We start from the raw sequence: 21,359 nt of genomic DNA on the forward strand, positions 1-21,359 counted from the left end.
GAAATATGTCCGAATTTCCAATATCCAGTCTAAACCATCATGTATTCTTGCCCGCGAGTATCCAGATACTTTTTGGTCATTGACAGGTTTTTGTGTCCCTGTAATTTCTGCGCGAAATCCTCGCCATTCTCGGCTTTGAACAATCGACTTGCCAGGCTGCGTATTTCATGAAATGTCGGTGGATTTTCACCGAACTTAATACCGCTCAATTCTCGTGCTTCAGCAAAAGCCTGGGTTAAAGCAACCGGCGTAACAGGGCCTGGCTTTCTGCCCCCGCGCCTTACGGCTGAATAGATCATATAATCTGACGGATTATCCCGTCGGCATAAATCGATAACTGCTTCAAGTGACAACCCCAACGCTTTCAGCTCAAGGTTTAAAGGTATGGCCAGCTTATGGCTGGTTTTGCTCTGAGTGATAAATACTCGATTATCCCTGACATCGCTGAAAAGCATCCGCGTGACATCTTCCGAGTTCTATCCACTATGCTTTCAAACATTCCAGCTATGTCAAAGCCCGCGATATAGCAGCAATATGAGGCAGGCATTTGGTTATCGATTTTAACAATAGTCCATCACAAGCAGTTTCAGGCGCATCGACTTAATAGATTTCTGCCAGATGACGCAGCACATAGGCAGCAAAAATGTTTAACTGCTCGTTGCGATCTGCAGTGAGATCGGCGATCCTTTTTAGGATGTCAGGTTTTCAGATGTTGTACGGTTTGTGCTTTTATCACTGTACCCTGCTCTGATGGACGCTTGCGTGGCATTCAAGTCAAGTAAGGTACTCGCTACAAAAAATATTTTATCTGTCGGTGAGTGCCATTCAATTACCTGCTTACCGGGACATTATGAATAACTTTATTTTTATTAAACTCTTCGACAACAAATCAGTACGCAATGCATTGATAGCATCAACTGAAAGCAAAGATGACATTGGTGTAGTACTGAGGCTTCACCTAATTACAGAAAACTTTCTTGAAGCGTTCATTTGTTCAGCAATTGGGAAGGAAAACCTCTTCGACTCCACTCCGAAAGAAGGAAGACCATTCAAACTAAGTTATTTCAAAAAGCTCGAACTAGCGTCAAAACTTGGCCTGCCTACACCATCTTTCAGAGTGCTTGATAAATTTAACTCTCTGAGAAACGGTCTCGCGCACAACATACACACTGATTTTATCGAAAAAAGTTTTATTACCTCGTTAGCTGACCTTGTCAGGAATATAGATAATGATGTTGATTTATCTCTTAATGAAGAAAGCTTTGAGCTTTTTGATTCAGACGGTATAAGCAAGGGAAGCTATGAATTCAAGGCTCATGAAACCCCCAACAGAGTCAAACTTATAATATTAGTTTCTTCTTTAATTCGGAAAACCATTGGTAAATGCTTGGGCTTTTACCAGCTTCATACACACCTTGAGTTTAGTCTTTCGAACACTAATTCAGACACTGTTCTTTGATGTACTGCTTCAGCCCATTTAGTTGTGTGGTCATGATGACAATTCGCTTTTTAAGAGTGAAATAATCCCGTTGAGCGGCGTCAGTAAGTCTGGCGCTGACGTCATCATCCAGCCTGGTGATGCTGGTGGATGGCTTCGGACAGGTGGCGTTGATGCGCAATTCGCACTTATTAGAACTAACGCATTGCTCAAGAGCATCAAGCTTAGATTTCGCATTGGCCAGTTCTCCGATGTATTTGGCATACAGTGCAGCAACATCGCGTTGGCGTGTCTGCATGTCAGTGAGCGTCTGTATTGCTGATTTCAAATAACTCGCAGCTTTATTTGCCATGTCTTGGTAATCTCTGGTTGAATAAGCCAGCTGCACAACGCAGAGCACCAGAGCGAACCAAATCAGATTGCGCCAGTTATTTGCCAGCCACATCATTGATCCAGCTCCCAGCAGGTTAACTCTGATTCCTGATTCCGGCGCTCGACCTGACCGTAACTGCCATTCGCTTGTCTTTTGGTTAACCGGCAGTCGCGGCCACAGTCATGCACCCAGCGTTTTATATCCGCGCAGGCTCCCTTACGATCGCCAGCATACCGGCTGACGCACAATGGGGAGCAGGTCAGGAAAAGTTGAGGCAGGTGATATCAAATCGGTATGGCTGGATAACCCCGAGTTTCCGGGTGCTAAGAAAAGCATTGACACATTACTCGATAAAGGACTGGAGCTTTGCGATTAAGGCATAGTTTACTGTAGACATTTTGTTCCCACTGAGTATCTAAAACTGTATTATTGAAAGAACTAATAAGTAATCGCCATTTTATAGCATATTCAATGCGCTAAGCGCTACATGCAATCAATGAAGGCTGAGAATGAAAACTAATAAACACGTTGAGAACTTTAAGAGTAAGCACCTCCAGAATGGAGAAGCAGCTGTAGCTTGGGCTGAGGGTTATATCGGCAGATTGATGGGGCAGGGCAAGGATAAGCAGTACAATGGTGCCCTTATTGTTACTGATATAAGGGTAGCATTTTATCGAAAAGGGCTTTTGGGCGAGGTTATTGAAAATATTCCGTTGAAGGCAATAACTTCTATAGAGAGAAAATCTATACTCGGCCACAGGTCAATAAAGATGCATACCAGCCATGATGACCTCGAATTCAAAACCTGCAATAAAGAAGGCGAGGCTTTACTGATTGCTGCAATTGAAGCTGGTAGACATCTGAGCGCTAATCCTACGGCTTCGCAAACCATATCTACAACAGCCGATCCTTACGAACAACTGAAAAAGCTTGCTGAGTTAAAGGCCGCCGGAATTCTCTCTGAAGAGGAATTTCAGGATAAAAAAGCTAAAATAATGGAATTAATCTAACTTCAATCACATAGCAAAACCTTTTTCGAAGATTTAGACGCCAAACTGAGCCGACCATAGGTTGTAGACATAATGGCACCTAAGTGATTGATTTTAGGTGCCATTAAAGGTATTCAGTCTTTTTTTTGTTTGTTGATTTTAAGAGAGATTTTCATTTGTATTACGAAAATTCCTCAAATTACCAATATTCAGTTCAAACCAAATCATACCCGGCACTACGGGCATCCCGATATACTTTGGTATGGCTAAATCAATCGCGAACATAAGCCGACAGGCTGCTCAGAACACTACGTTAATTTACTACTGACCGACCCACAAATCTCGGGAACAGCTTTCTGTCGACTTTTTTAAATAGGCTGAATGTTGGCGATTTAAAGGTGGAGTTTTAGCAGAATAAACGCTCGGTGTTAGTGGGGAGTATCGCGACTGACGATTAATCTGATGCCAGGCTATCAGAAGAATCGGCTATAGCGCAGTCATCTTAGGATGTCATCGCTAACTCTTGCCTGATTAGCGCCAGCCCTGACCTGTTCTAAATTTTCCCACTGCACAACAGCATAGAGTAAACCTGTACTTAAGTCGCTTGATCAGTTATATACTTTGATAATACTGTTTGCATATACAGTAATTATCGGGTTAAAGACTCATGGCAAGACAATACGAAATCGAAGCGGCATTTCGCGCAGCTGTAAAGATTCTGCCGAAAACCGGGCGTACCATCACCACTGTGGATTTTGTTGCGGAGCTGGCGAAAGTGAACTGGCACTGGACAGAAAAGGAAGCTAATCAGTGGATTGAACATCATCAGGATCAGTTCAAGGATATCTCTACTCAGGAAGGGGAATGCAGAACGTTTAGGCTTTTCAACGCTAATCACTGGAGGTAGCTATGGGATTCCCGTCACCGGCTGGCGACCATATCGAAAGGCGGCTTAACATTTATGACTTCATCGCAATCAATCCGGCATCGATGATGATTCTTGATGTCGGCGACAGGTTATTCATTGTCGACAGGAGCATTTCAGCCAGGAGCGGCAATAGAATTGTTTTTGAAGTGTTTGGTGAATCTCAGGTAGGGAAGCTGATGGGTAACAGCATCATCACACAGGAAGGGGAGGCATACGAAGGAAGTGTACTTGAAGAAGTAGAGCTGTTAGGCGTCGTGACGTCGGAGATTCTGCGCGTGCATGAAGCGGAAAGGCCGACGATTTGATTTTGCGAAGCTATTAAGGAGCAGGCAAAAAATTTTACGGCGCGCTGGCCGGATAGTCGATTGTATTTTTTATAAAACTTTTTTGTCAGCGGCGAAAGCGGACTGTTCAGAAGACTAACTAACACCCATACCGATTACCGCATTCACCAGCCCGGCCGCAATCAGCACGAAACCGGGTATAAGAAAATTTTTATCCTTTTTTCGATAAAAAAGCGCAACCAATGCTAATCCTACGGCCAGTAACGGGAATGCGATGATTAAGAATGTTGACATACTGCTTCCTTCACTGAATTTATGGTGTTCTGGATATATTAGTCATCTTAGGATGATTTGTGAAAATAATATAGAGTATCTATAAAAGAATAATCTTATCGAAAGTGATATTAATCTTATTTCGAGGGTGAAGGCTGATAATGTTATTCATTCGCAGCTCTTTCAGGATGGCTTAGCAATTATCTTACTGTCTTATTCCATTTTAAATGGCACCAGTTACTTATTGTTGACTATTGCTTTTAGCAGAGTATGGTACTGCGGTATTCTATACTTATATCTGGTGTAGAGTATCAGAATAATATTATTTTAAGTAATTATTATGGGGTTTTTATGAAAAAAGTCTTAATCACATTAGCACTGCCTCTTCTGGCATCATTTGTATCTGTACCTGCATCAGCCATTAATAACGGTGCATCATATTGTCCAGGAAGCACTTCTAAACCCGGCTATGTATTGGTTAATCGGGGTGATGGCTGTTATTTATATGTGCCAGCTAAAACAAAATAAATAATCAGAGCTGTTTGTCGCTCCCGGTGTACAAGCTGACACTGTAAACTGGACGGTTTATCTGGCAGCTATCTGGGCCTGGCTTCGGTACTTTATCGAATTCAGGCCTTTTAATTTCTTGAAGAAATTTAGGCATAAGTCTGGCGAAGAGGCTTTCTGACTTTGCATCATTCTTATGCCGCGTTGTGCCATCTTTTCAGGATAAGGCTAACTGAAAGGCTTAGCCATCAATATTTTTCCCTATCCTGACCTGTCAATATTCAGCCCTTACGTAGGGCAGTTTGAATGATCTGAAGTGCGTGGGGCAAGTTCAGAATGCCCTGAGTGAGTAATTGTAAGGTCAAATGCTTCAGGGCATCGGCTGGAAGATCCCTGAGTTTAGCAATCAATCCTTTCTGCTGTTCTTCCGGAATATTAGCAACGCGAATAATATCTTCAAGCGCAATGAGAGTGTCGTTGTGCAGACGGATTGTTTGCACATCCAGTATCGCACCCAGTCCGCCATCATCTAAGAGAAAATCGATGCCTTTAGCGGTAGCCGTTATATTTTCAAGTATATGAAGAGGACTGTCTTGGGGATTTGCATTGAGTTTTATCAAATTATGCTCGGCAAGATAAACCAGATTGGCGTGAAGCTTGCTATGGGCTTCTGTGTTGCTTAGGTCCCAGCAAGCTTCGACAGAGGTATTGAGATAATAAAGAAAGTCTGCTGAGTGTGGGTAAGCTCTCATGCAAGCGGTTAAAATATCGTTCTGTAATTGCCGGTCAAACTTATCCATGTGGGCCTCTTCCGATGTGTTTGTCGCAAGAGTAACCTGGCGACAGCTGCTCGACTATCCTGACAGATGATCAGTGCGCAGGGTCTGCCTTGCACACTTTTAGCGTCAGGATTTATGCAACACGGATTAACCTTGATAAGACGGCTTAACCGCGGCTACAGGACAACATTGAGAATGTCCCGGCCAGCTTCGCTGATTGAACGACTGGGCAAAATTACACCCGCAACTGTTTCAGCTCAACTTACTGCCAAATTTATCTTTGCTGCCTACTTGTTAAACCCGATGAATCGGAGAATCATTGAGTTTTTCATACTTATTAAGTAGGCGTTATGCTGCTGAGTACAGAAAGTGAGCGTAATAATATTGTCGATAGCCAGCTTGCCTGCACGCTGGCCGCAGTAGCAGGCGCTTTAAATACAATGGCGTTCGAGATAGTGGGGTTTTTCTCCGCTAACATGACGGGAAATGTATCCTCGTTTTCAGATCATCTTGCCAAGGCGAATATATCGGTAGGAATGTTTTTTCTGTCGATTTTATTTATGTTTATTGCCGGGGCCGCTTTTTCAACCATGATTATCAATGCCGGGCGTAGAAATAAAATCCGAAGCATATACGCTGTCAATATTCTGATTGAGGGAGCCGCGCTTCTCACACTGGGTGTTATTGAAAGCTGGTTCAGGCCAGAAGCATCAGGCTCTTTCTTAATCCTTAGCCTCAGTTTTTTAATGGGATTGCAAAATGCTGTCGTGACACGTATCTCAAATGCTCGCGTAAGAACTACGCATGTTTCGGGTGCTTCTACTGATATTGGTATCGAGCTGGCGATGCTCTTTGATGTGTTGCGCCGAAAGGAGTCACCCAAAGATGCTCCGATTTATTTAGAACGTCTTAAGCTTCACTTTTTAACTATTAGCTGTTTTTGCGCGGGAGGTGTAGCAGGTATCTGGTTTTATCATTTACTGAGCTATAAATTTCTGATGCTAACGGGTGTCGGCCTGATGTGTTTAGCATTGAGGACTATATTAATAAAAAAAAGAATTCTCAGTCATTGAAACACAGGATGTGATGGGTGGTTGCGTTGTAAATGTGGCGGCCTGGCGGATTTACACGGCTTTGCTGCAAACATCAAAGCCAGGCCGATAGTTGGCAGTGGAGTGTCGACGTTGACCAGCGTTGGATTGGCTCCAGGTGAGCATATTAAGAGTAACGGTTGTACTATCTGGCTATTCTACTGGGTTCTGAAATCCATCATATCATCAGACGCCAGTAGCGTACTGGTCATATCGGTCGCATTTTGCCAGTCATAGCGTCCATACAGGCGTGCAAGAGTGGCAAAATGTGGACCAGAGTAAAACATTTCGTACTGGGTGTGTCTCGAACCGAATTCTGAACCTATGGCATCCCACACCAACTTCATCAGTTTTACACGTTCGATCGCAGAAGTTACTGAAGAATATTGCGTGGCTTCGATCATATGATTTAATTCAGGGTTATTAAAATCCAGAACACTGGACGGCAACATAATAACACCGCCACCAGCTAACTTACGGATGATTTCGATAACCTGTGGATAGATTGTCTGGGCGAAGGCCTGGCAGGCGTAGAGCAGGACTTGATTCGGTATGAAATAATTGCCGTATTGAATAGGGTTATGCAGCAAGCTGCGGAACAGACCTTCTATAGTTGTTGCGTGGCATGCAATATTCGCCAGCGATTCACGCACAGATGGAAACTCATTAATTCCGGTGATCTGAGTCATGCGCTGTGCCAGTCCAGCGAGAAAATGCAATTTTACCGCGTAGCGCGCCTGGCTCTGGGTATCCATCAGGATTTCCGCTGCCGTGCCGTGAAACTGCTGCCGACACATAGCAGTATTTGAATAAACGAAAATCCGCTCCCACGGCACAAATACATCTTCGAAAAAGATTATAGCGTCGTTTTCATCGAAATGATGGGCGAGTGGTGCATCCAGTTGGGTAGATGTTGCCTCATAAGATTTGCGGGCAAGTATCCGGATGCCCTGCGTATTAAGAGGCAAGGCAAATGACAGCGCGTATTTATCGTCCACTCCGGGTTTGAGAGGGTTTTGTACAGCAACAAGAATCTCTTCTGCCAGAACAGCAGCGGTACCGAGCATCTTCGCACCCCGAACAATAATACCGTCTCGCATTTCTCGTACAACCCCAAGAGTGTGGAATTGGTTCCTCGTGTGCTCGCCGGGTGACTTAGATCGATCGCCCTGAGGATTGACGATGGCATAAGTCAGGTAGAGATCTTTGTCACGTGCAAACTCATAATAGCGTCTGAGTGCGTCTGCGCGCTCCACTGAATAGATATCGAAAAGTTTGATATGGGTAATCATGCCAGTGATGGCAGAGGCAACATGATCCGGACTTCTTCCCAGCCACCCACAACTTTGCCTGGCCCATGCATAAGCTGCATCACCTCTTTCGGCAAGGATTTGGCGTGAGGTTGGCAATTGCCACGCCCGGCCCACACGATTACCGCAGGGAGTTTCGAAGGTCATTAATTCTGTGTTACTGGCTTGATAATCATAGAGTTTAGCGACTGATCTGATCGCATTGCTGAAAGCGGGGTGGTCAACATGATTAATAATCTTTTCACCGTTCAGATAGACGGTTCTGCCATCCCGCAGGCTATTTATATAGTGTTCTCCGCTTCTTGGCATATTACTTCCCACACTTTTATAGGTTAAGAAAATCGAGCGGTTTTCCAAGCTGTGCCCGTCCAACATATGCTGAGAAACTCTCCCATTGTGAACCTGTATGGCTGCGATACATTTGAGCGTCGGTAAAATATCTCAACAGCCGAGCGTCTTTTCGTGTTTCAGACGACCCCGCCGTATGGAACAGTAGTTCGATGGCATCACAGGCCAGACGACCTGCCTGCTGCAAAGCTCCCCATCCCTTAACGTTTTCTGAAAGACTTATCGGTTTTGCTGTTCGTTGCCATCGTTCGCCTAATTCTCGCTGCTGATCACAAACCTGCAGCAGAATGGCTTCTGCAGCTTCTGTCAGAACGAGGGCCTGACCAAATAACTGCTGATAAAAATTGTCGTCTTCACGGCGCAACGATGAGCAGAGAGTCGTCGGGCGTGTCTGCAAAATGGTTTGATATTCATCGAGAGCGGCTTTGGCTGCGCCGATAACCGGTGCTACCAGATTGGCGTGATAGGGCACCATCAGATAACCGAGATACAATGGATTTTTGTGCAGTTGGGTTCCAATGGAACCCTGTGATACGTCCTGATTAGCATAAAAGCCAGAGAAAGGAACGGTCATCCTTTCTGGTATGAACGTAGCAGCTACGCGTGCGCTATTGGAACCGCTCGCTCGCATACCCAGAGTTCGATCGCCACCCCAGTCGTCTAAAATTTCATAGTTCTTCCGTGGAATGATGCAGTTGATCGACTTAGCAGGCGCTCCATCACTTTCGCTATAAAGGGTATTAACAATCAGGTGAGTAGAATACGTTATTCCGGTGCAATAACGAAAAACACCCTCTACCATAAAACCATTGTTAACCCTGTGGCAACTTCCATCAGGAAATGCACGATGCGGAGCTACGAAATAGTTTTGCTTATCAAATAATTCGTCCTGTACCGCTTCAGGCCAGTGTGAGGCGACTAACAGTCCATGAGCCGCCCCTAAAGTGAGATTCCAGCCTATCGCAGGATGGCCACGGGCAATGGCGATCATGACACGATAATAGTCTTTCAGGCTAACTTCAAAGCCGCCGTAACGGCGTGGCAGTAGTAGCCGATAAAAGCCATGCTCATAAAACTGCTGATGCAGTGAAGGTGAGTAGGTACCAAGGTCATCGTGCTCTCTTTGGCTGGTCCGTAAACCCTCTTGCAGCCGTTCAGCCAGGTTAATTAGTCTGGTAATTTCCGCCGGATTGGGTCCAGTGGTTTGCTGTTTTATGCCTGTTTCTGCTTCCATGTCGGTCCCCGTAATATTGAAGGATCTGGCATTAAATCTCTTTGAAACGAGCCGTGAACTGTCTTAAGACCTCAGGCTCATATTCAAAAACAAGTTTGCGTAGTTGCGGTGCCTTTTCAATTAATCTGACCAGCGATTCCGCGACGTAGTCCATATGATTGTTGGTGTAGGTACGACGGGGAATAGTGAGGCGCATTAGCTCAAATAAGGCGGGTTCCTGTTCTCGAGTTACAGGATTCCGCCCCATCATGAGCGAACCAATTTCAGTCGCGCGGACGCCACTCTCTATGTAAAGCGCATTGCAGAGCATCTGAGCAGGAAAAAAAGTCGAAGGTACGCTGCTCAGTACCTTACTGGCATCAACGAAGACGGCGTGGCCCCCTACTGGTGTCTGTACAGGAATGCCTGCGCGTTGAAGTTTTTCGCCAAGATATTCGACCTGGGCTATACGGCTGCGCAGATACTCCTCATCACACGCCTCTTGCAAGCCGATTGCCATTGCTTCCATGTCGCGACCGGCGAGCCCGCCATAAGTCACGAAACCTTCCATAATTACGCATTGGCGCTGGACGCGCTCGAATAGCGTTTTATCAGTCTTAAAGCAGCACAGTCCACCAATATTAACCAAACCGTCCTTCTTGGCAGACATAGTAAAGATGTCGCCGTTAACGAACATCCCGGCCACAATATCGTGAATACTTTTGTCTGCGTAAAGCGGATCTCGTTGCTTTATAAAATAGGCATTTTCGGCAAAGCGCGCGGCGTCAATGACTACTGGAATTTCATGATGACGGGCCAGCGTCGAAACCTGTTGGATATTACTCATTGATACGGGTTGCCCGCCCACACTATTGCAGGTAATGGTAATGACGACTGCAGCTATTTGCTCTGCACCTGATTGTTCGATCTCTGAGGCTAACTTCGCAACATCCAGATTTCCCTTCCAGTCACTGTAAGTCGAGGTATCAAGTGCTGCTTTGCAAATGAAATTTTTTGCGATGCCGCCAGCTATTTCAACGTGAGCTTTTGTGGTGTCAAAGTGGTGATTGGAGATAAATAATGGTTTTGATGCGCCTCTTTGTTTCGCGCGTTCCACAAGGCTGGGAAAAAGAATTTGCTCAGCACCACGGCCCTGATGTACCGGAATGGTGTGTTGATAATGAAAGAGTCGTTCGACCACTTCAGCCAGCCTGTAGAAACTGCTACTGCCAGCATAGGATTCATCACCGCGCATTATTCCCGCCCACTGTTGGTCACTCATTGCTCCGGTGCCGCTGTCGGTGAGTAAATCGATAAATACATCATCTGCTTTCAGTAAAAATGGGTTTAGCCCTGCGTTAAGTAGTGCAGTCTCACGATATGCACGGGTTGTCATTTTTATTGGTTGGACCACCTTGATACGGTATGGCTCTGGAATAATCACATGAATTTCCTCGCTGCCTCATCTGGTTAAGTATTGCTGGCGTAGTCCGCGATAACCTCTTCAAGGACTGTAATTTTTTGTGGGCTTAAATCCAGTCGCTGATTATGTTTCAACAGAGTTCTTATCGCGGTCTTCCCTTTTTCTCCATGGCATTTTAAGTAATTAATGACGTTTACTTTGGAATCCGCAAGAAATGCAATATCAAACTCAACCATTTCCCGTACTACTAATAATGGAATTGGCGATCTTAAGGGATGAAATGCTGAATTTCTTAAGCCAGGTTTAGTGCAAGTTGAAAAGAACTCTCCCAGCATTAATCCTGCTTCAAGAAATGCAGGTTTTAACAAAGTATGCAAATCGTTAATCTTGTTTTCCGGATTAACATCGGGTAACGTTATGACGATGGTTTTATACTGAGTATCAACACAATTAAGTGGCAATTGCTGATTGAAGCAATTAATAGCAGATAAAATGTCATGATAAACATCCTGCTCTTTACGCCCCCTGGTGGTGAGTTCAGTTAGCCAGAAAGTCTCCTTTTCCTTGGCTACAGCAGACCAGGGGCATACGACACCCGGACGTCCTATATCAGGATTAGTATTGCACAAATAATCAACGCCCCACTGTGCGACTTGCTGCAGAGGGGACAGGACTGTTGAACCTGTCTCAATTGAATTAATAACCTCGTTTATCGTTATCAATTTCAGATGTGCAGATCCGCATACTTCATTAATCACTTTCACCATGCATCACCTCCTAATTATCGCAGCAGAATTTACGAATCTTATAACGTGGTGCAGTTTTCAAAATTACAGAGTCATTTCTCCTTGCTGTAGCTCAGCGTCAGGCGGCAAACGAATGCTGCGATTAACGTGATTGTCATCAATGTAAAAACAACGCCGCGAAATGCTTTACTGTAAGCAGTGTTTAACTGGTGCATGGCTAATCCTGCCGGTTGGGAAGCCTGCATCGCCTGATCCAGGTTACCCAACGCCATACTGTTAGCGATAGTCTTGATATCCGGTGCCGCAGACAGCGTATCGACAGCAATATTCTGCAGTTGATACTGCAATAGCCCATTCAGCAGGGCGAGCGATGCAGCGACACAAATGGCCTCGCCGCATGCTCGGGTAGTGGTGAATATGCCCGTCGCCATTCCTGCACGTTCGACGGGCACAACGCTGATGGAAAGATCATCCATTAGTCCCCATGGCAGACCAGTACCCAAGCCAATCAGTAACAACGCAGGAAGCATGCTAAACCATGGTGTACTGATGGGAAGCATGCCCAGCCAGCCCAAGCCAGCGGCAGCGATCAACAATCCCCCGCACGATAAGGTTGTGGCAGAAAACCAACGGGTGAGGAGTGCGGCGAGCAAAGGGACCACCATCATTGGCGCTGACAGCGCGATCATGGTTGCCCCTGCGCTTATCTCACTCATGCCATTGATGCCAACCAATCGGAGTGGCAGCAGGATAAGCAAAACGATAAAGCAGATAGCGGTCGCGATGGGCAGAAGCTGCACGCCGACAAATCGCGGATAACGGAATAGCGTTAAGTCCAGCATTGCCCGCTCATGGGTTAATTCAATGCGAATAAAGCATATAAAAACAACGATGGATGTCAGCAGCATGCCCATTACCGGGGCGCTAAACCAGCCGCTTTGTGGGATTTGCATAATGCCAAACGTCAGCAGCAGCAAAAACAGAGTGAAGCTAATCAGCCCCCACAAATCGAGACGCCGGGCATCAGGATCGCGCGACTCACGCATTTGTATACTCCCGATCACCATTGCGGCTCCACCGACCAGGGCTCCGAGGAAGAATATTGAGCGCCACCCCAAGGTTTCGACTAACACACCAGCGATTATCGGGCCAAAAGCTAGCCCCAGGCCAAATGCGGTGCCGAGCAGGGCAAAAGCCTTGGTTCTGGCGCGACCACTGAACTCCTGCGCCAGTATTGCCGATCCGCCCGCAATGGTCAGGGCGGCGGCAAGCCCCTGTGCACCACGTATCAGGTCAAGGATAATCAAGCTCTGCGCAAGGCCAACCAGTACAGACAAGGTGGAAAAACTGGCGATACCCAAACAAAATATGCGCTTGCGTCCATATTGATCGGCCAGCGCGCCAGCGGCCATCACGGCGCTGCCGAAACTGAGTGCAAATGCATTTACCACCCACGCCAGGGCGACAGGACTACCGCCAATGTCACGCTGAATAGCGGGCAATGCCATCGCAGGGCCGGTGTATTCAAGGGGCAGGATCAATCCCGCAGCACAGACAGCAAACAGCACCCAGTAACGATTAGAAGAAGACTGAAGATCAGAACGCCTATCCACGGTATCCATACCTTATTTTTTATTAGTGATTGAGAATACCATCTGCAATATGCATTGACATTGCCGCGAATCCATAATGGTATTGCGCTATGCGCATGAATGATGAAGTGTCTCTCTGGAGATTGTTCTTTCGGATTGTAGAGCGGGGCAGCCTCTCAAAAGCTGCGGAAGATCTGCAACTTGAACCGTCGTCGGTCAGCCGGCGAATCACCGCACTGGAGAAACGCCTTAAGGTGCAGCTTCTCTACCGATCCACACGAAACCTCAGCCTTACCGCTGCCGGTGAGCGCGCTTACGAAAAAATGCGTCCAATTATCGAGGATATGGAAGGGGTTCTTACCGATCTTGATGCCCGATCACCGATAGTGAGCGGCACGATACGGATTACGGCACCGGTAAGCTTTGGTGAGTGTTATGTGATCCGCTGGCTGATGGCATTTCAGCGCCAGCATCCTGCTGTGCTGTTTGATCTGGTTCTTTCAGATAATCGACTGGATTTGATGGAGGAGGGTTTCGACCTGGCTATTCGCATTGGTGAAATGTCTGCTTCCGATTTGGTCGTCAGACGTCTGGGCGATATGCCAAACATTATCTGCGCCAGCCCGGCTTACCTGGCAGAAACAAGCGTGCCGCGACGACCTGCTGATCTGAGGCTCCACAGAGCTGTTGTCTATTCTCTCAGCAGGGAAAAACATCTTTCACGTTTGAAAATGGAGCGGGCAGGTGAAACAGAGCATGTTGAACTGACAGGGATATTTTTTCTTAATAATGTAGGGGCAATTCGACAGGCGGTGATTGGCGGTGCAGGTATTCACGCAGGCCCAGCCTGGCTGTTCAAAAGCTGTCTTGAAACCGGGGAGTTGGTTCAGTTGTTACCCGACTGGCGACTGGCGGCACTGCCCGTCCATCTGGTCAGATTAAAGAGTCGGTATGTACCACACCGTATTACCGCGCTCTATGACTGGCTATATCAATGCTGGAATAACGCTTCACTGATTCAGTAGCTGCATTGCAATCGCGTTTCGTATATTAATGACCCGCTTTACGTCTTATAACAATCATCCTGATATAAAAGTCATAAAGCTCTGAGAATTGCTGTTTTTGCATCTGTTGCGGTAGGCTTTCGCGTGACTTTCTCCAGTCATCGATGGGATCTTTGCAGCGGAAAAAGGCATCATCAACAATATCTTGCGCGCTGAGCTCGCCATCAATAAATGGCAAGGTGTGGTCGTTCAGGCAGCGTACTTCTGGCGATTCAAAACTGCGGTTTTCAGCAAACGCTCCGGTTGAAGCTAACACGGTGGCAAAAATAATCCATTTCATTAATATAAGTCTTCTTAAATGCTCATCATTTCAGATGCCTGAAACATAAATTAACCGAAGCTGACTGTCACCCCTGGGATTCGCATCAACTTCTGTTTAACCGCAGGTCAAAAGTGGGGCTGGCTGGTATGATGTCACCTATACCGATCTTAACGCTGCAACCCTAATGCTTCCAATTGATGACATTTTCACGCAACTTCTCCGCTCACCTTTTCGTCAGCGCTTCCGTTTGGGCCGCGCTGAGTATGACTATTGTCAGAATAAGGGTGAACAGGCAATCAGAATACATGCGGCTGAGTTTATCAAGCTGCGTTTATCACCGGCGATACCAGCCAATGATGGCAAGCAGACGCCAATGCGCGGGCATCCGGTGTTTATTGCTCAGCATGCCACGGCCACCTGTTGTCGTGGTTGCCTGAGCAAATGGCACGGTATTGGGCAGAATCAGCCGTTGACCTCTGCGCAGCAAAGCCATGCGGTAGAGGTGATAATACGCTGGATCACTCAGCAGATGCAGAATCCCGCGCCGCCGCAGAAGAAAACGGCCGATACTAAAGCAAAACCTGATGCAGGCGGTCAGCTGGATTTACTCTGATTAATCTAACCGGCGGTAGCGCATTTAAATCGCCGCCACCGATAGTCTGACCTCATACCCCAGCAGATACAGCGCTTGTTCCAGCGTCTCGACTTTTGAAGCATGACTGACATCCAGCAGCCGATCGGTTTGCGGGCCATTCATGTTCATCTTTCTGGCCAGTTCTGCCTTGCGCGTGCCGGTGTTAATCAGAGCATTGCTTAAGGCGGCTTTCAGGCAGGTGAGTAGTGGCAGATAAACCAGTATCTCCTCCCCGACGGCCTCAGAAGGAAGTGGAATCAAGCTGCGAGAACTGATGCTTTCAGCAATAGCGGTGATTAATCCTTCCGTTGCCTCTAACTCAATGTCATCTTCGTTCAGGGCGATGGCAGGAAGCGTTTCGAAGTCACGAAATACGATTTCCCAGCTGCCCGTTTCCTCGTCAAAGCTGACCGCTGCCGGATATTTATACATGTTGAACCTCTTAAAAATCGTGATTTCTCAATGGCTTTTTAAGCCTGTCAGCCATAAGATAAGCGATATCACTATGGTATGGATATCAGATGCGTTCGCAAAGATCGCCGGCCAACGAGTCCGCACCGTTACGATACTGATACTCGCGATACCCTGCACGAAATAATGATTCCGGCTTGTAGCCGAAAAGCACTGGTTGAGCTGGGTAAAACTGAGCTTTGCAAAAAGCATCTAATGGCAGAATGATTTAGCCACCCGTTAAACGATCAGGCCTGTTCCGTCGGGAAGAGGGTGTTCGCGATAAACAACATTGAAAAGGTGTGAACAATGGGAACCATGTTAGCGCTGCTGGGGTTAGTTCTGGGAGCCTGGGCGGTGCGTGGTATCTGCCTTAAGCAGCAAAGCAATGCCAGTAAGCTGCTTAAGTCGGTGATTGCTGCCGGATATTTTCTGGGTGTCGGTGGTTTAGCGGGTACCGAAGAGAATAAGACGGCGCTGACGATTGTGCTGTTAGCCCTCGGTGCTGCGCTGGTGTGGTATTCGAACCATCGTGACAGAAAAGCGGGCAGTCGCTAAATCTAAACCTCTATTGCTTTCATGATAGTTGCGCTGACACTCTCCCACCACCCAACGGCCAGCGGGAGAGCTTTTCAATTATTTGGCGGCATTCAGCACTGATTGACGCAACTGCAAAAACTGTTGTTCAACCCTCTCTACCGTTATATCACCGACATTTCGCGATTCTTCAGAGACCACTTTGTTTGGCACCTGCCACGGTCCCCAGAACCAGGCATCGCTGTTACCAAACAGTGCCACCACCGGTTTGCCCAGTGCAGCAGCAATATGCAGTGCACCGCCGTCGCTGGTCAGCATCTGGTCGCAAAGTGAAACCGCAGCCATCAGGGCGCGCAGATTGCCGGTGATGACCGGCGTCAGAGCAATGTCCTTACAGTTGTCGATAATATATTGCGCCTTATCGTCATCGCCAGGATGCTGCTGATTATCGGCGCTGCCTGGTGACCAGAACAGCAGAAAGTGGCAGTTTTCCTGACGTGCGAGGCGGTGTGCCAGTTCAATAAATTTATCAGCCTGCCAGCGCTGCATCGGCTTGCGCGCGCTGATTTGTAATCCATACAGCGGTACGCCGGTCGGCAATGAGAGCAGCTGTGCTGCATGTGCCAGTTCCTGCGGCGTCACATACAGCTCCAGTGGTCCGGGCTGTTGCGCAATACCCAGCTTCTGCGCAAACTGATTGAGCAGCTCAACGATATGCTGCTGCTGCTGAGAAGGTGGAATGCAGTCGGTAATTGATGCCGGGGCATTTTCGCCAATTGCGAGAATGCGTTTTGCGCCAGAGAGTTTCGCCCATTGTAATGGGCGTTTATCCCACTGTTCCCGGGCAATAATTGCCACGTCGTAACCTGCGCGACGGATATCAATCATTGTTTTAGCGCGTCGGAAAATAACACCGGTGGCGGACTGACCAGGCTGGCGGTGATGAAGTTTACTGTAAATATGCACTTTACCCACGTGCGGGTTGTGCTCAAGAATCGGCTGATTATAGGTATTGACCAGTACATCAACTTTACAGTTTAGTGAGGTTGCCAGCGTTGCAATAAGCGGGGTAGTGAGGATAAGGTCACCGATGTTATCACGCCGAATTAACAGGATTTTCATTTCACTTCGATATGTCAATATACTGTGCGGTGCAGCTTAACATAACCAAGTGAAATAAGGGCAGTTTTAGTTGAAATTCTATTTTTTTAGGATAAAGCCATAAGTATTACTCAAGATATAATAAATACATTAAGCTATTTTTAGTTTATCACACCGGGAACAACGATGCCGTTGTTGGTACTAGCTGTAGATAATCCACACGGCTCCTACCAGCAACCAAAACATTGCACTAAAGGTAAACACCAGCACCCATGCAGTTCGTTTACTCATCATTCTCCTCTCCTTATGTTTTGTCGTTATTCTAACCTGTTATACACCGCTACCGGCAGGTAAGGGTAAACAGGTGTAACGGATAACGGCTAAAAGTCAGAACTCCCTGGTTGGAAAAATGGTCTTGCTCTGGCTTAGTGGCTACTCCACTGCGTTATGGTATGCGATTAATCTTATTCAGGCACCCCATTATTCGCCAATTGGTGTGAATTAAAGCATTTTTTTAATAAAAATTTGTAAATATTGTCTCTGATAAGTGTAATGATACTGATAAGGCTCTCTTGTTAAACCAAATGTCAACATTGATGAAATGTTCTCATAGCATCCTGGCTCATTAAATAATTGTTTAGTTTCATTCTGGTGAAATAGCGCAAATCCAAAAATGATGGTCACCAGAGAACATGTCACAATTTATCCTGTCGCAGGAATTGCCTGAATCTGATAGCGCGTTGCAGCTGTTTGCCTCGCTGGTCAGCGGAAAAATTAAACCCGGTAGTTCCTGGAACCGGGCGGGTTACCGGCTTAAATTCTTACTGCGGGCGTTGACGTTGCCGCTTTCAAGTCATCATTTATTAGCTAACCTGGCGCGTAATGATCGTTTGCAGGAAATCCTGCTGGCGCAACCCGCGCTACCGCTTAAAATTTATCGTCCCTATCTGGCAGCGAATCTGGGTCATCAGCAGGTTGTTGAGGCTTTAAGTCAGCACTATTTGCAGCTGGAAAAACATCTGCCAGCCAGTCTGTTTGAGGGTTACTTGTCTGCTGACGGCGTAGTGCTGGTGCGGCTGCAAGGCAAAAATGATGAAACCTATCGCATCCGGCTGCTGGCGATGGACCAACTGAACAAAGAGGGTGAGGCGACGCTGTTGTTTGAAAATGAACAGGGCGTGCAGCTGGCGACCACCACCTTCAGCGTATTTAATTTCCAGCATCAGCAGACGCTGTTTATTGGCGGTATTCAGGGCGCAAGGCCGGAAACGCCGCATGAAGCTATTCAGCTGGCGACGAAAGCCTGTCACGGCCTGTTTCCTAAGCGCCTGCTGATTGAAGCGCTCTGTGCGCTGGCATCGCATCTGGGCGTGCAGCAGATTCTGGCTGCCGGCAATAAAACCCATATTTACCAGAACTGGCGTTATCACTACAAAAAGAAAGCACAGCTGTTTGCTGATTATGATGCTTTCTGGCAATCGCTGAGCGGTGAGCTCACTGACGACAACTATTTCCAGCTGCCGCTGCGGGTTGAGCGCAAGTCGCTGGATGATATCGCCAGTAAAAAGCGTGCTGAATATCGCCGACGTTATAGCTTGCTGGACAGTCTGGAAACGCAGCTGGACAGCCAGCTGCGTCACTAACGCTGTACCACCGCGCCGCTGTTGCTTATTATTAGATTATTCAATCAGTAATCAGCAGGTGGCGTGATGTTCAGAGCAATGCAGCAAGCGGAATTTGACGACTGGCAGCGGTTGTTTATCGATGACTATGCCGAAGATATGCGGGCTAACTCCGGTTACAGCGATGAGTTAGCGCGTCAGCGGGCGCAGAAATCTCTGGATGATTATCTGCCGCAGGGGCTGGATTCATCCCGGCAGGTATTGTTATCGATCGAAATAGCACAGCAGCTGGTGGGTTATTTATGGTATCAGCGCGATGGAAACAGCATCTATATCAATGATTTTATCTTGTTGCCGGAATTTCGTGGTTTAGGTTACGGCAAGCAGGCCATAGGTGAACTCGAAGAGTTACTACAAAAGCAGGGCGTTGAGGAGATCAGATTACGCGTAGCGGCAGATAATCTTCGTGCCAAAGGCTTATATGAATCCTGCCAGTTCAAAGTAACCGGATATAATATGAGTCTGATGCTAAAAAAATAAATTAACCCAGCCAGGTTAAACGCACCAGTCGGGTAAATACTTCCAGCAGTAAAAGGCTGCCTGAAAGGAGTATTATCAGCGTCAGAATAAACTGCTTACGATCGTCCATGGCTGCTTTTTCTCAGTGAAAATTATTTATGGTGGTTTTATTTTAGCCTGTACTGCTTAAACGAGGCATCAATATTGCCATTATAAATAAGTGAGTGACGATGATTTATCAGCGCCATAACGGTGAACCGTGGCGGCATATTTATATTATTGGCGATTTGCACGCTGTGACTTAACGTTCAACCCTGCGGCAGACTTCACCCGTTTGCCGCAGGGCAGGGGATGCGCTATCTGGCTTTAAACAGCTTGCCATCGCGCACCAGGTCGCGCGGATAGTTATTTTTCAGTCGGGTGCCAACTTTTTTCGCCAGGCCGATCGGCTGTTGCCGCCAGGTCACAATCACTTCATTACGTGACAGCTCGGTCTGCGGATAGATGTCACGTCCGCGATACCACTCTTCAGCTTCATCCTCATTCAGCTCGAAACTGTTCTCCGGCGTCGGCCGAGCCAGCGCAACGGTCGCTTCATGTTGCCAGCGGTAGCCTTTCGGGAAAGTTTCCGCCAGTTTCAGGCCGATACGTGAGAAACGCACTCTGCCGAGCAGAGGCTCGATCGCCGCAGGGAATAACCACAGCTCTTTATCGCGCTGCCAAAGCGTCAGCGAGTCATCCCAGAACAGCCCGGACTGGCTGGCCGCCGCCGCGACTTCCTCACTCATTTTGCGGCTGAGCGGGGAGAAGGGCAGCTTACCCACTTTGTAACCCGGTTTTTCCATCGGCTCAACCGAGGCGGTTTTGCGCAGGCGCGCGACAAAGAAGCCTTCGCTGTCAAAAATATGCGGAAACACGTGCAGATAGCCTTCTGCCGTTAGCGCACGCTCCGCGCCGTCAAACAGGCCGTCCAGCGCGACGACCTCAACCGCATCGGGATAGCGCGCCAGAAGCCAGGCCACGACCTGCTGGTTTTCGGTCTGATTTAAAGTACAGGTGGAGTAGATCAGCGTGCCGCCAGCTTTCAGCGCGTGGAAAGCGCTGTCTATCAGGTCGCACTGGGTAGCCGCGATATCGCGGGTGCTGTCCGGCGTCCAGTTACGCAGCGCATCAGCATCTTTACGGATCACTCCTTCGCCGGAGCAGGGCGCATCCAGCAATATCGCGTCGAAGCATTCCGGCAACGCCGGACCAAATACCCGGCCATCGAAGTGAGTCATCGCGGTGTTGCTGACGCCACAACGGCTGAGATTGGCGTGCAGCACTTTCACGCGGCTGGCGGAGTACTCATTTGCCAGAATCGCGCCCTGATTGGCCATGCGGGCCGCCATCTGGGTGGTTTTTGAGCCTGGCGCGGCGGCGACGTCCATCACGCGTTGTGGATGCGGTTCGGCATCAAACAGCGCGCTGACCGGCAACATTGAGCTGGCTTCCTGAATGTAAAACAGGCCGCTGAGATGCTCGGCGGTACTGCCCAGTGGCAAATCGTCATCCTGCTCACGTGTAATCCAGAAACCTTCTTCGCACCAGGGAATCGGCGTCAGCTGCCAGTTATAGGGAGCGACCAGCTGCAGAAAATCGGCCACGCTGATTTTCAGCGTATTGACGCGCAGACTGCGGCGTAACGGCTGCTGGCTGATGGCAATAAAAGCCTCAAAGGCGCTGCTGTCAGGCAAGGCTTCGCGCATGACAGTTAAAAAGGATTCAGGAAAAAAGACGCGGGAAGAGTGAGCCACTGAAGGGGTCCGTTACAGAAAATGAAGCGGCAAGTTTAACACAGCAACGGGCAAAGCTGAAAAGCAACGGGCGACCAGAG

At 47.6% G+C, this 21,359-nt stretch carries 25 protein-coding genes and 2 pseudogenes; 12 read left to right on the forward strand and 15 right to left on the reverse strand.

Going from position 1 to position 21,359, the window contains the following annotated elements:
* Nucleotides 1–29: 29 nt before the first annotated feature.
* Both ACP3TC_RS08815 and ACP3TC_RS08820 read right to left on the reverse strand, forming a co-directional pair.
* Complete coding sequence (locus tag ACP3TC_RS08815; RefSeq protein WP_426818038.1) at nt 30–455, reverse strand: tyrosine-type recombinase/integrase; 426 nt, start codon at nt 453–455, stop codon at nt 30–32.
* Nucleotides 456–606: 151 nt separating this feature from the next.
* Nucleotides 607–801: pseudogene (locus tag ACP3TC_RS08820) on the reverse strand (terminase small subunit); the annotation flags it as partial.
* 49 nt (nt 802–850) lie between these two features.
* Between ACP3TC_RS08820 and ACP3TC_RS08825 the strand changes: the two are divergent.
* A complete protein-coding gene (locus ACP3TC_RS08825; protein WP_426818039.1) occupies nt 851–1,459 on the forward strand; it encodes a hypothetical protein in 609 nt (202 codons plus the stop codon).
* Here ACP3TC_RS08825 and ACP3TC_RS08830 read toward each other — a convergent pair.
* Both ACP3TC_RS08830 and ACP3TC_RS08835 read right to left on the reverse strand, forming a co-directional pair.
* Nucleotides 1,437–1,886: a lysis protein gene (locus ACP3TC_RS08830; RefSeq protein ID WP_426818040.1), complete on the reverse strand. Its 450-nt coding sequence runs from the start codon at nt 1,884–1,886 to the stop codon at nt 1,437–1,439. The two genes, ACP3TC_RS08825 and ACP3TC_RS08830, sit on opposite strands and share 23 nt — an antisense overlap.
* Nucleotides 1,883–2,041: pseudogene (locus ACP3TC_RS08835) on the reverse strand (lysozyme); the annotation flags it as partial. The gene ACP3TC_RS08830 and the pseudogene ACP3TC_RS08835, both read right to left, overlap by 4 nt.
* 17 nt (nt 2,042–2,058) lie before the next feature.
* On the opposite strand from ACP3TC_RS08835, the gene ACP3TC_RS08840 reads away from it, so the two are divergent.
* The 4 genes from ACP3TC_RS08840 to ACP3TC_RS08855 all read left to right on the forward strand — a co-directional run bounded on the left by ACP3TC_RS08840 (nt 2,059) and on the right by ACP3TC_RS08855 (nt 4,033).
* Nucleotides 2,059–2,187 carry a DUF2511 domain-containing protein gene (locus ACP3TC_RS08840; protein WP_426818041.1) on the forward strand — a complete coding sequence of 43 codons (129 nt, stop codon included), beginning with the start codon at nt 2,059–2,061 and terminating at the stop codon, nt 2,185–2,187.
* A gap of 133 nt (nt 2,188–2,320) precedes the next feature.
* Nucleotides 2,321–2,821 (forward strand): SHOCT domain-containing protein, encoded by a 501-nt coding sequence (locus ACP3TC_RS08845; RefSeq protein WP_426818042.1) that lies wholly within the window; start codon nt 2,321–2,323, stop codon nt 2,819–2,821.
* Between the two features lie 646 nt (nt 2,822–3,467).
* Nucleotides 3,468–3,707 (forward strand): DNA polymerase V, encoded by a 240-nt coding sequence (locus ACP3TC_RS08850; protein WP_426818043.1) that lies wholly within the window; start codon nt 3,468–3,470, stop codon nt 3,705–3,707.
* A 2-nt stretch (nt 3,708–3,709) separates the two neighbouring features.
* Entirely contained in the window at nt 3,710–4,033 is a 324-nt protein-coding gene (locus ACP3TC_RS08855) for a phage repressor protein (protein WP_313852328.1), read from the forward strand.
* A 114-nt stretch (nt 4,034–4,147) separates the two neighbouring features.
* Here ACP3TC_RS08855 and ACP3TC_RS08860 read toward each other — a convergent pair whose 3' ends face one another.
* Nucleotides 4,148–4,306 carry a hypothetical protein gene (locus tag ACP3TC_RS08860; RefSeq protein WP_426818044.1) on the reverse strand — a complete coding sequence of 53 codons (159 nt, stop codon included), beginning with the start codon at nt 4,304–4,306 and terminating at the stop codon, nt 4,148–4,150.
* 330 nt (nt 4,307–4,636) lie between these two features.
* On the opposite strand from ACP3TC_RS08860, the gene ACP3TC_RS08865 reads away from it, so the two are divergent.
* Nucleotides 4,637–4,813 carry a hypothetical protein gene (locus ACP3TC_RS08865; RefSeq protein ID WP_313852325.1) on the forward strand — a complete coding sequence of 59 codons (177 nt, stop codon included), beginning with the start codon at nt 4,637–4,639 and terminating at the stop codon, nt 4,811–4,813.
* A gap of 260 nt (nt 4,814–5,073) precedes the next feature.
* On the opposite strand, the gene ACP3TC_RS08870 is transcribed toward ACP3TC_RS08865, so the two are convergent.
* Nucleotides 5,074–5,592, reverse strand: a complete 519-nt coding sequence (locus tag ACP3TC_RS08870; protein WP_313852323.1) for a hypothetical protein — start codon at nt 5,590–5,592, stop codon at nt 5,074–5,076.
* A gap of 329 nt (nt 5,593–5,921) precedes the next feature.
* On the opposite strand from ACP3TC_RS08870, the gene ACP3TC_RS08875 reads away from it, so the two are divergent.
* Nucleotides 5,922–6,644, forward strand: coding sequence for a YoaK family protein (locus tag ACP3TC_RS08875; protein ID WP_426818045.1), 723 nt, complete (start codon nt 5,922–5,924; stop codon nt 6,642–6,644).
* A gap of 176 nt (nt 6,645–6,820) precedes the next feature.
* Here the strand turns inward: ACP3TC_RS08875 and ACP3TC_RS08880 are convergent, their stop codons facing one another.
* From ACP3TC_RS08880 to ACP3TC_RS08900, 5 genes are all read right to left on the reverse strand, one after another.
* Nucleotides 6,821–8,281, reverse strand: coding sequence for a 4-hydroxyphenylacetate 3-hydroxylase family protein (locus ACP3TC_RS08880; RefSeq protein WP_426818046.1), 1,461 nt, complete (start codon nt 8,279–8,281; stop codon nt 6,821–6,823).
* Between the two features lie 16 nt (nt 8,282–8,297).
* Nucleotides 8,298–9,554: an acyl-CoA dehydrogenase family protein gene (locus ACP3TC_RS08885; RefSeq protein ID WP_426818047.1), complete on the reverse strand. Its 1,257-nt coding sequence runs from the start codon at nt 9,552–9,554 to the stop codon at nt 8,298–8,300.
* A 31-nt stretch (nt 9,555–9,585) separates the two neighbouring features.
* Nucleotides 9,586–10,977: a tryptophanase gene (locus ACP3TC_RS08890; RefSeq protein WP_426818048.1), complete on the reverse strand. Its 1,392-nt coding sequence runs from the start codon at nt 10,975–10,977 to the stop codon at nt 9,586–9,588.
* Nucleotides 10,978–11,003: 26 nt separating this feature from the next.
* Nucleotides 11,004–11,723: a DUF6875 domain-containing protein gene (locus tag ACP3TC_RS08895; RefSeq protein ID WP_426818049.1), complete on the reverse strand. Its 720-nt coding sequence runs from the start codon at nt 11,721–11,723 to the stop codon at nt 11,004–11,006.
* Between the two features lie 71 nt (nt 11,724–11,794).
* Nucleotides 11,795–13,315, reverse strand: coding sequence for an MFS transporter (locus ACP3TC_RS08900; RefSeq protein ID WP_426818050.1), 1,521 nt, complete (start codon nt 13,313–13,315; stop codon nt 11,795–11,797).
* An 89-nt stretch (nt 13,316–13,404) separates the two neighbouring features.
* Here ACP3TC_RS08900 and ACP3TC_RS08905 point away from each other — a divergent pair, with 89 nt between their 5' ends.
* Nucleotides 13,405–14,319 (forward strand): LysR family transcriptional regulator, encoded by a 915-nt coding sequence (locus ACP3TC_RS08905; RefSeq protein ID WP_426818051.1) that lies wholly within the window; start codon nt 13,405–13,407, stop codon nt 14,317–14,319.
* Nucleotides 14,320–14,344: 25 nt separating this feature from the next.
* On the opposite strand, the gene ACP3TC_RS08910 is transcribed toward ACP3TC_RS08905, so the two are convergent.
* Entirely contained in the window at nt 14,345–14,638 is a 294-nt protein-coding gene (locus tag ACP3TC_RS08910; RefSeq protein ID WP_313852315.1) for a hypothetical protein, read from the reverse strand.
* 166 nt (nt 14,639–14,804) lie between these two features.
* On the opposite strand from ACP3TC_RS08910, the gene ACP3TC_RS08915 reads away from it, so the two are divergent.
* A complete protein-coding gene (locus tag ACP3TC_RS08915) occupies nt 14,805–15,233 on the forward strand; it encodes a DUF4186 domain-containing protein (protein ID WP_426818052.1) in 429 nt (142 codons plus the stop codon).
* 24 nt (nt 15,234–15,257) lie between these two features.
* Here ACP3TC_RS08915 and ACP3TC_RS08920 read toward each other — a convergent pair whose 3' ends face one another.
* Entirely contained in the window at nt 15,258–15,686 is a 429-nt protein-coding gene (locus ACP3TC_RS08920) for a hypothetical protein (protein ID WP_313852312.1), read from the reverse strand.
* Nucleotides 15,687–16,013: 327 nt separating this feature from the next.
* Between ACP3TC_RS08920 and ACP3TC_RS08925 the strand changes: the two genes are divergently transcribed.
* Complete coding sequence (locus tag ACP3TC_RS08925) at nt 16,014–16,262, forward strand: hypothetical protein (RefSeq protein ID WP_313852310.1); 249 nt, start codon at nt 16,014–16,016, stop codon at nt 16,260–16,262.
* Nucleotides 16,263–16,340: 78 nt separating this feature from the next.
* Here the strand turns inward: ACP3TC_RS08925 and ACP3TC_RS08930 are convergent, their stop codons facing one another.
* Nucleotides 16,341–17,363, reverse strand: coding sequence for a glycosyltransferase family 9 protein (locus ACP3TC_RS08930; protein ID WP_313852309.1), 1,023 nt, complete (start codon nt 17,361–17,363; stop codon nt 16,341–16,343).
* A gap of 671 nt (nt 17,364–18,034) precedes the next feature.
* Between ACP3TC_RS08930 and ACP3TC_RS08935 the strand changes: the two genes are divergently transcribed.
* Both ACP3TC_RS08935 and ACP3TC_RS08940 read left to right on the forward strand, forming a co-directional pair.
* Nucleotides 18,035–18,985: a VirK/YbjX family protein gene (locus tag ACP3TC_RS08935; protein ID WP_313852307.1), complete on the forward strand. Its 951-nt coding sequence runs from the start codon at nt 18,035–18,037 to the stop codon at nt 18,983–18,985.
* Nucleotides 18,986–19,051: 66 nt separating this feature from the next.
* Nucleotides 19,052–19,504: a GNAT family N-acetyltransferase gene (locus ACP3TC_RS08940; protein WP_426818053.1), complete on the forward strand. Its 453-nt coding sequence runs from the start codon at nt 19,052–19,054 to the stop codon at nt 19,502–19,504.
* A gap of 335 nt (nt 19,505–19,839) precedes the next feature.
* Here the strand turns inward: ACP3TC_RS08940 and rsmF are convergent, their stop codons facing one another.
* Nucleotides 19,840–21,279 carry a 16S rRNA (cytosine(1407)-C(5))-methyltransferase RsmF gene (gene rsmF / locus ACP3TC_RS08945; RefSeq protein WP_426818054.1) on the reverse strand — a complete coding sequence of 480 codons (1,440 nt, stop codon included), beginning with the start codon at nt 21,277–21,279 and terminating at the stop codon, nt 19,840–19,842.
* Between the last annotated feature and the right edge of the window lie 80 nt (nt 21,280–21,359).

It is taken from the genome of Winslowiella sp. 2C04 (assembly GCF_050037805.1).
Taxonomy (GTDB): Bacteria; Pseudomonadota; Gammaproteobacteria; order Enterobacterales; family Enterobacteriaceae; genus Erwinia; species Erwinia toletana_A.